General features: G+C 52.7%; 9 protein-coding genes. 5 read left to right on the top strand and 4 right to left on the bottom strand.

Annotated features, from left to right (window positions below; translation table 11 throughout):
* Positions 1-84 precede the first annotated feature (84 nt).
* Positions 85-1575, top strand: coding sequence for an RsmB/NOP family class I SAM-dependent RNA methyltransferase (locus tag DWX59_RS08345; protein WP_117558032.1), 1491 nt, complete (start codon positions 85-87; stop codon positions 1573-1575).
* 7 nt (positions 1576-1582) lie between these two features.
* Here the strand turns inward: DWX59_RS08345 and DWX59_RS08350 are convergent, their stop codons facing one another.
* From DWX59_RS08350 to DWX59_RS08365, 4 genes are all read right to left on the bottom strand, one after another.
* Positions 1583-2473, bottom strand: coding sequence for an RluA family pseudouridine synthase (locus DWX59_RS08350; RefSeq protein WP_117558034.1), 891 nt, complete (start codon positions 2471-2473; stop codon positions 1583-1585).
* A 45-nt stretch (positions 2474-2518) separates the two neighbouring features.
* Positions 2519-3787 carry a DNA polymerase Y family protein gene (locus tag DWX59_RS08355; protein WP_117558608.1) on the bottom strand — a complete coding sequence of 423 codons (1269 nt, stop codon included), beginning with the start codon at positions 3785-3787 and terminating at the stop codon, positions 2519-2521.
* Positions 3788-4132: 345 nt separating this feature from the next.
* Positions 4133-4372 (bottom strand): ribonuclease HII, encoded by a 240-nt coding sequence (locus DWX59_RS08360; RefSeq protein WP_117558036.1) that lies wholly within the window; start codon positions 4370-4372, stop codon positions 4133-4135.
* Between the two features lie 73 nt (positions 4373-4445).
* A complete protein-coding gene (locus DWX59_RS08365; RefSeq protein ID WP_353626758.1) occupies positions 4446-5375 on the bottom strand; it encodes an AraC family transcriptional regulator in 930 nt (309 codons plus the stop codon).
* Positions 5376-5473: 98 nt separating this feature from the next.
* Here DWX59_RS08365 and DWX59_RS08370 point away from each other — a divergent pair, with 98 nt between their 5' ends.
* From DWX59_RS08370 to asrA, 4 genes are all read left to right on the top strand, one after another.
* Positions 5474-6865, top strand: coding sequence for a D-alanyl-D-alanine carboxypeptidase family protein (locus DWX59_RS08370; RefSeq protein ID WP_117558038.1), 1392 nt, complete (start codon positions 5474-5476; stop codon positions 6863-6865).
* Between the two features lie 149 nt (positions 6866-7014).
* Positions 7015-9282, top strand: a complete 2268-nt coding sequence (locus DWX59_RS08375; RefSeq protein WP_117558040.1) for an SH3 domain-containing protein — start codon at positions 7015-7017, stop codon at positions 9280-9282.
* A 37-nt stretch (positions 9283-9319) separates the two neighbouring features.
* Positions 9320-11089 (top strand): cadherin-like beta sandwich domain-containing protein, encoded by a 1770-nt coding sequence (locus tag DWX59_RS08380; protein ID WP_117558042.1) that lies wholly within the window; start codon positions 9320-9322, stop codon positions 11087-11089.
* Positions 11090-11312: 223 nt separating this feature from the next.
* Entirely contained in the window at positions 11313-12359 is a 1047-nt protein-coding gene (gene asrA, locus DWX59_RS08385; protein WP_117558044.1) for an anaerobic sulfite reductase subunit AsrA, read from the top strand.

Here is a 12359-nt window from a genome sequence, read left to right on the forward strand (position 1 = left end):
ACCCGTTCACCGAGCCACCCGTTTTACGGGTGGCGGCGACTAATTGCCCAACGTATATGTACGAAGAAAAAGGATGGATATAAGATGGTAGATTTACCGGTTCGGTTTAAAGAGCGGATGAAGGAATTACTGGGAGAGGGATACGAGGCATTTGAAGCCAGCTATGACAAGGAACGCGTCCAGGGGCTGCGCCTGAACAGCCTTAAGACGGCAGACGGAATAAGGGAAGACTGGGAGGAGGAAGGTGCCCATGCACTGGCCAGGCTGGTGGAAGGGCAGGCAGGACTCTGCCTTGAGAAGATTCCCTGGGTAAAGGAAGGCTTTTATTATGGGTCTGGCAGACCTGGTAAACATCCTTATCATGAGGCTGGTCTGTACTATATACAGGAGCCCAGCGCCATGGCGGTGACAGAGCTTCTGGACCCCAGGCCGGGAGACCGGGTCCTGGATCTGTGCGCTGCCCCAGGAGGCAAATCCAGCCATATTGCATCACGGCTGAAGGGCAGGGGATTCCTTCTGTCCAACGAAATCCATCCGGCCAGGGCAAAAGTCCTGTCCCAGAACATGGAGCGCATGGGTGTCAAGAACTGTGTTGTATCCAATGAGGACCCTGAACGCCTGGCGTCCCATTTCCAGGCGTTCTTTGACAAGATTGTGGTGGACGCACCTTGTTCCGGCGAAGGCATGTTCCGCAAGGACGAGGCTGCCAGGGAGCAGTGGAGCGAGGCCCATGTAAGGATGTGCGCCGGGCGCCAGGCACAGATTCTTGACAATGCCGCGGCCATGCTCCGTCCGGGCGGCCGTATGGTCTACTCCACCTGTACCTTTGCCCCGGAGGAAAATGAAGGCTCCATCGCGGCTTTTCTGGGGCGGCACAGCGGGTTCTGCCTGGAGGAAGTGGATGGGTATGAAGGATTTACACGGGGAAATGCAGGATGGGCCGTATATGGCTGTACGGAGTTGGCGGACAGGAACATAGGGAACCGGTATCATCTGGAACGGGCATTCCGCATCATGCCCCAGAACCTGGAAGGGGAAGGACACTTCATGGCAGTCCTTAAAAAAGACGGGCCGGATGGATATGAAGGCTATCCCTGCATGAAACCAGCGGAGTACCTGAAGGGGAGGAAAAAAGAAGAACTCCTGAAAGAATACAGGGAATTTTTAACCGACAGCCTGACAGGACCGGAACAATACCTTAATCGGGAAGAGTATGTATTATTCGGCGGGCAGCTTTACCTGCTGCCGCCGGACATGCCGGACATGGAGGGGTTAAAGATCCTGCGCCCCGGGCTTCATATGGGTACCCTGAAAAAGAAACGGTTTGAGCCTTCCCACGGGCTGGCCCTGGCCCTTAAAAAGGGGGATGTGAAGCAATGGATTGAACTGCCATCCGGCAGCATGGAGGTAATCCGTTACCTGAAAGGGGAGACGCTGTCAGCCGGAGGGCTTCTGTCAGAAGGAATCGGCAAGGGCTGGGGCCTGGTCCTGACAGACGGTTTCAGCCTTGGCTGGTGTAAGATGGCAGGGGGAATGATTAAGAACCATTACCCCAAGGGGCTGAGATGGATGTGATCCGGTACTACAGAAGCCGCTCCATATCCTTGGGAAGCCCGGCCGTGAATTCCATGGACTGCCCTGTCACGGGATGGGTGAACCCCAGCCGGTAGGAGTGCAGGGGCTGGCGGCTGATATGGCGGTAATCCGGATGATAGAGGAAATCCTCAGGCAGGGGATGGCCTATGGATTTCATATGGACCCGTATCTGGTGGGTCCGCCCTGTTTCCAGCCAGAGGCTGATTAAGGACAGATCAAGGCGTTCATTATAAGCAATCCGTCTGTAGTGGGTACAGGCGGATTCGCCTTTCCCAAAATCCACCTGCCGCTCAATGGTGGAGCCTTCCACCCGGGCAATGGGGGCATTGATGGTTCCCGTGTCCATTGTCCTGCCGCATACAATGGCCCTGTATTCACGCTTAATCCTGCGGTTTAACATATCATTGGAAAGGACGCAGGCACTGAGCATGTGCCTGGCAAGGATGAGCAGGCCGGTGGTATCCCGGTCCAGGCGGTTGATGGCCCGGTAGGTGAAGGGTTCCCCTTTCTGGCTGTAATACCAGGCCACGGCATTGGCCAGGGTATTGTCATAATGACCCTGGGACGGGTGGATGGGGACCCCGGCCGCCTTGTTGACCACCAGTATATCCTCATCCTCATATACAATGGAGAGGGGAAGGTTAACCGGGACAATGGACTGGGACGGGGTCTCTTCCGTAAGCACTACTTTTAAGACCTCCCCGGATTGCAGCCTGTGTATGGTATAAACCGGCTGTCCCTGAATGGTAAGGCTGCCCTCTGTATTGCGCAGATACACCACCAGACGGTGGGAATAACCGCGGCTCTTTAAAAACTCCTCTACGGTACGGTTGGTATATGGCTCTGTGATTGTGTATTCAATGCATTTCTTAATCATGGAATCTCCTGTAAACGGGATTTATGGTTGTTTTACCGGCAGTTATCAGTCCATGTCCTCCCGGCGGTTCAGGTGTTTCCTTTTGCTGGCGGCATGGTCCACAATGGAATCTTTTTGGAGGAAGCTGGCGCGCTTGATGCTGTCAATGCCGTATTTGTTCCGTATCTTATCTACTGTTTTTTCGAACTCCTTTTTCTTAACCAGTCCGGGGTCGTCAAAAAGGCTGATTTGGGAAAATGAGCCGTCGTTTATCTTGCCCGCCCTGACGCCCATAAGCCGAAGAGGGGTCATATCCCAGAAATCCTTAAGCAGCCGGCAGGAACATTCGTAGAGCACGGAAGTGGAATCCGTGGGCCCGTCAAGGGTCATCTGGTGGGAATGGTTCCTGAATTCCCAGTCGCGCAGCTCCACACATACATTGCTGCACAGCACATGGTCCGCCCTAAGCCTGGCGCCCACGGTTTCACAGAGGGACAGCAGGACCTGGCATGCATTGTCATAATCAGAAATATCCCTGGACAGGGTAACGCTGTTGCCATAGGCCTTATTGATCGGGTCCCGTTCCTCAACCGGGTCCACGTCCACGCCATTGGCGTACTGGTGGATCAGGACCGCGTAACGTTTGCCCAGATGGGCTTTTAGCAGTTCCAGGTCGCAGGCAGCCAGCTGTCCGATGGTATGAAGGCCAAGGGCCTCCATCTTTTTCTGGGCGGCACTGCCCACAAAGAAAAGCTCGCGGATGGGAAGGGGCCACATTTTCGCAGGCACTTCATGAGGGAACAGGGTATGGCACCGGTCGGGCTTTTCAAAGTCAGAGGCCATCTTGGCCAGCAGTTTATTGCTGGAGATACCGATGTTCACGGTAAAGCCAAGTTCATCCTTAATCCGCTCCCGTATCTGGCAGGCAGTGGCCAGGGGCTCCCCGAAGAGGTGGATGGTTTCCGTCATGTCCAGGAATATCTCATCAATACTGAATTTCTCATGGTCCGGGGTGTATTCCTCCAGAAGTCCCATCATGCGCCTGGAACACTTAATATAGAAGTCAAAGCGCGAAGGGACAACCATCAGGCCAGGACATTTGCGCCTGGCCTGGGCCAGGGGTTCCCCGGTGGTAACCCCGTACTTTTTGGCCAGGGGGGATTTGGCCAGCACAATCCCATGTCTCATACTGGCGTCCCCTCCAACAGCGGAAGGAATGGTGCGCAGATCCAGCGCTTCCGGATCCTGGCTTAACCGGTATACGCACTCCCAGCTTAAAAACGCGGAATTAACGTCAATATGAAAAATAAGCCGCTCCCTTTCCCTGTGGCCCATACCTTTTTGCGCCTCTCTTTTATCCCAGGCATTTTCCACCCATACCACCGTCCTTTTTGTTCTCCGGTTCCCATCCATAAAACATCCATAAAGAAACATGCCATGCCTGTCCGCGTCCGAAAACATGGAACAGGAAAAACAGAACATATATTCCCTTGTTACATTATAGTTTAAGGTTAACCAGGCAACTTGTCAATCCGTTTCATGGCAGACGGGCCAATTCCTCATCTTGCCCACCACATGGAAGAGAAGGAAAATAAAAGGAAAAACAGAAGCCCGGGAAACCGTTTCCCGGGCTTGGTGCATGAAGCCATGATCTGATTGTGCCGCAGTGACGTCCTGTTCCTATACATCCCCGGCATAATAACTGATGATACTCATATAATCCGAAGGGACTGGAATATCCAGCATCAGCTTCAGATAACCCTTATTGTCACAATGCTGCCTGCGCAGGTCATTCTGAATACCATACTGTCTGCCGATATCGGTCCGTCTGCCATCTGGTTGGATCATGTATACAGCGCCTTCGCAGGCATTTACCGTACGCAGGAATTCCTCCACATTAATGATACCCAGCTTAATCATAACAGAACCTCCTTTTTACTGCCTGTCATCTTTGCTAATATCATTATAGTGCAGGATTCATGTGTTTTATATATCATACCTGCCTTGTAATATTACAATCCTGCCATTTTCGCCTGTACTCCATGGGAGAGCACCCAAAGCAGTCCTTAAATACACTGCCAAAGTAGCTGCTGCTGCCAAGTCCGCAGGCATGGCTGACTGCTGTGATTGTTTCCTGTCCCTGGGTCAGCATGCGGCATGCCTGCTGGAGCCTGTAATTCCTCAGATATTCCAGCGGCGTGGTGTGCAGGCATTCACGGAAGGTACGGAAGCATTCGCGCTCACTGATAAAAGCAGCAGAGGAGATTTTCTTGACCGTAACTTTTTCCCAGAAATGTTCATGGACATATATGAGCATTAATTTCAGCGTGTCATCGGTCTTATCATTGTTTTTGCCTGCATGCAGCAGCGGGGCGGACAGGGCAAATATCCTGGCCCATATATCAGACAGGGCAGAGCGCAGTTTTATCTCATAGGCATATCCATTGGAGGATATCTGGAAGGATTTCCTGATATCCTTGAGGATGGCGTCCTGGTCCTGCTGTTTTGGATCCAGGCGGATGATTCCAATCTGTGATGCGGTGGTAAGGGGAAGGATGTATTTCTGCTCAATCCTGCTTCCATGATGACCGCCAATAAGGGATACGTCAAAAATGTGGTTCAGCTGGACCGTATTGGCAGCCCTGTCCTTGGATTTTGTCATATGGAGCACATTGGAATTCACCAATCCTCCGGAGCCGGCAGGGAAAACCGCCTTTCCTTTGGGGATATAATATTCAACCACACCGGATTCAACGTAAAACAGCTCCACTTCCTTATGCCAGTGCCAGGGTACAAAACGTCCGGCCTTCTGGCGGTCAAACTCCATATAGGAACTGATATAAGGAAAATCAGGCATGAAATCAGGCAGTATCTCTTCTTTGCTTCCTTCCCGGAATTCAATACAGCAGAAATTTTTCAACACAGGCAGTCCCTCCTATTCATGATGCTATTATATCACACCACAGAATAAATCACACTGCCTGTGAATACGATAAAATAAAGGCAAAGAGGCGGCGTACCATGAAGCAATGGATATTTACAATTGCGTTATCGATATCCCTTGTATGCGGGCAGTTGGAGGCAGCGGCAGGGGAATATACCATACAAAAGGAGCAGACAGGAGGGACAGGGCAGGAGCCGGCCGGGCAGGGGCAGGCGGGCCAGAAGCAGGCCGGTCAGGAGCCGGCCGGGCTGGAGCAGGCAGGTCAGAAGCAGGCAGGTCAGGGCCAGGCCGCACGGACGGAAAACGCGGATTTCCTGAAGCTGTACGCCCAGTCAGCTGTCCTGATGGATGGGAGCAGCGGCCGCATCCTGTATGGTAAAGGGCAGGATATCATACGCCCCATGGCCAGCACCACGAAAATCATGACCTGCATCCTGGCGCTGGAACTTGGCAACCTGGACGATAAGGTGACGGCTTCCTCCTATGCAGCGTCCCAGCCCAAGGTCCATCTGGGGGTGCGTTCCGGGGAGGAATACAGGCTGGAGGACCTGCTGTATGCCCTGATGCTGGAGTCCTATAATGATGCGGCTGTGATGATTGCTGAAAATATCGGGGGGAGTGTGGAGGAATTTGCCGCCCTGATGAATCAAAAGGCAGAGGAACTGGGATGCAGGGATACCTATTTCATAACGCCCAATGGACTGGACGGGGTAAAAAAGGACAAAGACGGCGTGGAACACATCCATTCCACTACAGCCGCTGACCTGGCTGCCATCATGCGCTACTGCGTCATGGAATCCCCTAAAAAGGATGAGTTCCTGAGTATCACCAGGACCCAGAACCATACGTTCACAGATAGCAGCGGCAGACGCTCCTACAGCTGCTTCAACCACAATGCGTTCCTTAATATGATGGAGGGAGTGCTGTCCGGCAAGACAGGATTTACCGGTGGGGCGGGATATTCCTATGTGGGCGCCATGGAAAATGAAGGAAGGACCTATATCATTGCATTGTTAGGATGCGGCTGGCCGCCGCACAAGACATATAAATGGACGGATGCCAGAAAGCTGTATACATACGGGCTGGAGCATTTCCAATTAAAAGATGTGTTCAGGGAGGAAGTCCTGCCGGATATCCCGGTCACCGGCGGATTGTGCTGGGACGAGGAGGGAACATGCCAGGAATCCATAGACCTGAAGCTGCACCTGAAGGAGGAGGAAATGCATCTGCCCCTGCTGCTGGGCGAGGGTGAGCAGGTGCAGGTGACAAAGAAGATACCAGCCCTGCTTAAGGCGCCCGTAAGGGAGGGGCAGAAGGTCGGGACCATTGATTACAGCCTCAATGGGACGGTGATTAAGCAGTATCCTGTCTATGCAGGCAGAGGGGTGGATGAGATGACATTTTCCAGGGTTGTGCGGCATGTACTGGGAATTTTCATGGACTTTGGAAAGTCTTGCCACATTATTTAATCTTTTCTTACGAATCTTTGTATTATGTGAAGTTTCCTGCGTTTTTGTTGACATATGAAGCCTTTTGTCATTATAATAGGATTAATGTCATAAAATAGAAATTCATGCTTTTATTGGTTATGAATGAAAATACAGGAGATTTATACATAATGAAGGGAAAGAAATTCAAAAGGGGCCTGGCCCTTATGCTGGGGATGATGATGGCAGCAAATCTCCCGGCATCCGTGGCCACGCCTTTTACAATGATTGATTCCTATGCATATACAGGGGCCGCCACGGTAAAAGCCACATCACTGAATGTCCGCAGCGGGGCAGGCACCGGATATTCCTCCGTGGGAAGGCTGGCAGCAGGAGCAGCCATTACTGTTATCGGCGAACAGCGGGGAACAGACGGCAATACATGGTATCAGATCCAATACACGGGAACCAATGGGGCGGTGAACACGGGATATGTGTCATCCGTTTACGTGCGGCTCCCTGTTTCTTATACACCAGATTCTAATTTCGAGGCATATCTGAATTCCCAGGGATTTCCGGAGAGTTATAAAAACGGGCTCAGGCAGCTTCACCAGCAGTATCCCAACTGGGTGTTTAAAGCCAAGAACACCGGCCTGGACTGGAATACGGTCATTGAGAACGAGTCCGTGCTCAGCCGTAACCTGGTATCCTCAGGCAGCGTTTCCTCGTGGAAATCAGTTGCGGACGGCGCCTATAACTGGGATAACAGCACATGGACCGGCCTGGACGGAAGCAACTGGGTAGCGGCTTCACCGGATATCATCCGGTATTATATGGACCCAAGGAATTTCCTGGATGAGACCTATGTGTTCCAGTTCCTTGCACATGAATATAACCAGGGCACCCAGACAAGGGAAGGCCTTAACAGCATGGTGGCCGGCACGTTCCTTTCCGGCAGCACCAACTCCACCGGGACCGGGGGGAGTGATTTCTCCGGTGGGCCGGGAGGCGCAGGCGGTCCGGGAAGCACGGGCGGGCCGGGCTCATCCGGCGGTCCGGGAAGCGGTTCCGGTTCATCGGGCGGTTCATCAAGCGGCCCCGGAAGGGCGGGTACGTATGATGACAGCCAGCACGGTCCGGGAGTTTCCGGTTCAGCGGGCAGCGGCCAGCCCTCTTCCGGCAGCAGCCAGCCCTCTTCCGGAGGCAGCGGCAGTGTCAGCCTGGAAGCGCCTCATGCATCCATTACGCCAAAGGAACGCCGGTTTGTGGCTGCCAATGTAAGCCTGGTGGCTCCTGGACAGGATAACTCCTCTTCGGCGAATGGTCCGGTGGCAGTGGATGGCACGGGTTCATCCGGCAATGGCCCGTCGTCCGGCAACAGCCCGTCGTCCGGCAACCAGTCCGGCTCCGGTCCTGTGGCAGGCGCCTCCCCGTCCGGGACGTCACCGTCCGGTGAGGCATCGCCCTATATTGACATTATCATGAATGCGGCGTCCCAGTCCGGGGTCAGCCCCTACGTTCTGGCAGCCATGATTTTGCAGGAGCAGGGCAATAACGGCACCAGTCCCCTTATATCCGGCAATTATTCAGGGTATGAAGGCTATTATAATTTTTTTAATGTGGAAGCATACCAGTCCGGTTCCATGTCAGCCATTGAGATGGGCCTGCGCTATGCATCCCAGTCCGGCTCCTATGGACGTCCCTGGAATACAGTGGAGAAATCCATCCGCGGCGGCGCCCAGAATTACGGGGATAATTATGTAAAAGCCGGTCAGAATACATTCTATCTTAAGAAATTTAATGTACAGGGAAGCAATCCCTATAAGCACCAGTACATGAGCAATATCCAGGGGGCTGCTTCAGAGGCAGCCAGGCTGGCCCAGGCGTATACATCGGATATGAAGAACACGGCCCTTGAATTCCACATTCCGGTGTTCAACAATATGCCGGAGCAGGCATGTGTTGCCCCCACCGGGGACGGAAGCCCCAATAACAAGCTTTCCGGACTTGGGGTGGACGGATTTGGCCTGACCCCGTCCTTTAACAGGGATACCCATGAGTATAACCTGATTGTGGATTCTTCCGTGGGCAGCCTTATGGTCAATGCCACGGCAGCTGATTCCAGCGCCAGGGTAACTGGAGCGGGAAGCATTTCCCTGCAAAATACCAGTACGGATATCATCATAACGGTAACTGCGCAGAACGGTAATGTCCGGACCTATACCATCCATGTGGTGAAGCAGGACGGAGGACCTACCTCCGGCAGCACGGGAAGCCCGGTGTCACCGGGAGGCAGTTCAGGTACCGGCAGTCCGGGCAGTTCCGGTTCCGGCAGTCCGGGAGGCCCAGGCAGTTCCGGCGGGCCGGGTGGTTCCGGCGGACCGGGCGGTTCCGGTCCGGCCGACAGCGGCAGTACTCCGGGAGGAAGTAATGTGACCATTGTACAGGTGCAGTCCTGACAGAGAATACATGATAATCTGAAAGTAGGAATAAATGATGATAAGACGAATGAGACAAGGGATTGCAGTCCTGGTTATGGCATGTATGATTGCAGTCATGATGCCGGCCCAGATGCTGACTGCATTTGCAGCCAATGCCAAAATAACATTTTCTGACCCTTCCGCTACCGTGGGAAGCCAGGTCAAGGTCAATATGAAGATAACCAGCAGCAGCAATCTTGCCAATGCAGATGTGATGCTGGCCTATGATTCCAGCGCGCTGGAATTTGTCAGCGGTACCAATGCGGACGGCGGTGCGGGAGCGGTCCGCGTCCACGGCGATGGGGGAACCCCCGGCACAGGGACCCTTGCATTTACCCTGCAGTTTAATGCCCTGACCGCCGGAACCAGTAAGATAACGGTGACCAGCCAGGAGATTTATGATTCCGGTGACCAGCTGGTGACAGTGGAGCATGAGGGAAGTTCGACGGTAACAGTGGGCGCCCTTCAGACAGCATCCAAGGATGCCACCTTAAAGAGCCTTAAGGTTTCGCCAGGCGAACTGACACCGGCTTTTTCACCGGATGTGGATACCTATGCGGTGACCGTGGGTACGGATGTGGACAAATTAATCATCAGTGCAGAGACAACGGACGCCAATGCCCAGAACGTGGTGGTTGGCAATGACGAACTGCAGATGGGTGAGAACCGTGTCACCTGTAAGGTTACGGCCCAGGATGGAGAGACCACGAAGGAATATGTCATTGTGGTAACCAAGGCAGAGGGCGGCGCCAGCGCCGCGTCTGGAGATGCCTCGGCCGCCGAGGTCAAGATGGAGATATCCAAACGGGTCATCACCATATTACAGCCCGATGCGTCGGTTGAGGTGCCCATCGGATTCAAACCCACCACCATTAATATTGACGGCCACAAGGTACAGGGCTGGGTATGGGGCGCTTCTGAGAAGCCTGAGTACTGTGTTGTTTATGGAATGAATGAGGCCGGTGAGAAGAATTTCTACCGCTATGATATGAAGGACAGCGAGCGGACCATCCAGCGGTATTTTGCGGATCCTGCTGCAAGTGACACCGTGAGCACGGACGTATTCAATAACCTGGCTGACCAGTACGACAGCATCCGCGATGACTTCAACCTGTTCAAGATACTTCTGGCAGTGACGGTAGCCATTGCACTTGTACTTTTAATCATCCTGCTTGTGGTTGTGATGAATAAGAAGGGCAAGGACGGAGGCCCGGGCGGCGACGGCACCCCTGGTTCAAGAGGCAGCAGGGCCAAAGCAGCCGCAAAGAAAAAGAAACAGATTCCGTCTGAGGACAGTGAAGGATACCGGGACTATGAAGAAGACGGTTATGGCGAAGAAGACAGCTATGGCGAAGAAGACGGTTATGGTGAAGATGACGGATACGGCGATACCTATGATGACCAGGATGATGCAGGGGATTATGAGGACGATCCTGCTTATGATGACAGCCGCGCCAGCAAGTACCAGATGGGGTATGAGGAAGAGTACGGGGATGATGAGGGTTACGATGACACGGACGACAGCCTGGAGGAAGACCGTTATGGGGATGCGGCCGGACACAGGGAAACAGGCCGCTATGAGGGCGCAGCCAGATTAACGGACAGGCCATCCCAGCCATTAAGGCCAGTGGAACCGCCCAAGGCAGTACAGCCCCCAAAGGCAGTGCAGCCGCCCAAATCAGCTGCTCCGCCCAGACCGTCCCGGCCATCCGGCCCAGCCCAGCCGGCAAGGCCTGTTAAGGGTCAGGATGATGGGAATGACGATTTTGAGATATTTGATTTATAATAAGGAAATTAGATACAGATAAAAGGTACGGCGTTCCGCGGCAAGCGGAGCGCTGTATTTTTGTGGATTTTAGACACCTATTTGAATGAATAATAAATTTTTATTATTAAACCATTACAATATATAATTAGGCATACCATTTTGGATTTGTTATAATAATAACATAGATTTAAAAATAGATTATACAATAAAGAAGGATAACCAGTAAAGGAGGAGGCATTTCATGGGATATAAGGTTGGATTTAAGGATGCCGACAGGATTTTTGGGCAGCTTCAGGACGAGTATGAGATCTGGGCACCCAAACGGTTTGTGGGAAAAGGAAGATATTCAGACACAGACCTGATTAAGTATGCCCAGGTGGCAAGTGTTAAGGAGATTGAGTATAAGGAGAAATCAGACTTTCCGGCAAAGGAAGTCTTAAGCCCCATAACCCAGTCCCTGTTTTATTTTACCGAGGATGAATTCATTGAGAGCAAAGCCGGCTCCAAGAAGCTCCTGATTTTCATGCGCCCCTGTGACATCCATGCCCAGCATCACCAGGAAAAGATATACCTTCAGAACGGCGGTTTTGAGGATATGTATTATAAGAGGATGAACGAGCGGGTTAAGATTGTCATGATGGAATGCCAGGAAGGCTGGGACACCTGCTTCTGTGTCAGCATGGGCACCAACAAGGCAGAGGATTATTCCATGGCGGTCCGTTTCGGTGAAGACGGCCTTTCCTTCCAGGTAAAGGATGAAAGCTTTGCCGCTTATTTTGAAGGCATGGAGGATGAGGACTTCAATCCTGCTTTTGTGGAGGAGAATGAACTTAAGGTCACTGTGCCTGAGATTCCTGACAAGGAAGTCCTTACAAAGCTGAAAGACCATCCCATGTGGAGACAGTACGACAAACGGTGTATCTCCTGCGGGGCATGTACCGTTGCATGCAGCACCTGTACCTGCTTTACAACCACTGACATCATATACAATGAAAATGCCAACGTAGGCGAGAGAAAGCGTACCTCCGCCTCCTGCCAGGTAAAGGACTTTACGGACATGGCAGGCGGGATGAGCTTTAGGAACCGGGCCGGGGACAGGATGCGCTACAAGGTGCTCCACAAATTCCACGACTACAAGGCGCGGTTTAAGGATTACCATATGTGTGTGGGATGCGGCCGTTGTATTGACCGATGTCCTGAGTACATATCCATCGTGGCTACGGTGAACAAGATGGCAGAGGCCATAGAAGAAATAAAAGCAGGGGAAATCGGACAGGAGAGGGGATAA

This window comes from Enterocloster aldenensis, from assembly GCF_003434055.1.
Classification (GTDB): domain Bacteria; phylum Bacillota; class Clostridia; order Lachnospirales; family Lachnospiraceae; genus Enterocloster; species Enterocloster aldenensis.